The organism is Candidatus Eremiobacterota bacterium, assembly GCA_031082125.1.
Lineage (GTDB): Bacteria > Vulcanimicrobiota > CADAWZ01 > CADAWZ01 > Ess09-12 > Ess09-12.
This window is the reverse complement of the sequence record JAVHLM010000018.1, coordinates 24,152-24,547: the sequence shown is the minus strand read 5'-3', so window position 1 is coordinate 24,547 and position 396 is coordinate 24,152. Positions and strand designations below refer to the sequence as shown.

The 396-nt window shown below is 54.5% G+C and carries 1 protein-coding gene; it reads left to right on the top strand.

What is annotated here, in order from left to right; translation table 11 throughout:
• Positions 1-396, top strand: a 396-nt coding sequence (locus tag RDV48_18820; GenBank protein ID MDQ7824859.1) for a hypothetical protein, incomplete at both ends; no start/stop codon positions are given.

Sequence of the window (396 nt, the reverse complement as noted above, 5' to 3'; positions counted from 1 at the left end):
GCCCTGACATCAAGGCGATAGGCCCTGACATCAAAGCGATAGGCCCTGACATCAAAGCGATAGGCCCTGACATCAAGGCGATCGGCCCTGACATCAAGGCGATAGGCCCTGACATCAAAGCGATAGGCCCTGACATCAAAGCGATAGGCCCTGACATCAAGGCGATCGGCCCTGACATCAAGGCGATAGGCCCTGACATCAAAGCGATAGGCCCTGACATCAAAGCGATAGGCCCTGACATCAAGGCGATCGGCCCTGATATCAAAGCGATTGGCCCCGACATCAAAGCGATAGGCCCTGATATCAAGCTGATAGGTCCCGAGGTGCATGCAATAGGCCCGGATATCAAAGCGATAGGCCCTGACATCAAGGCGATCGGCCCTGACATCAAAATTA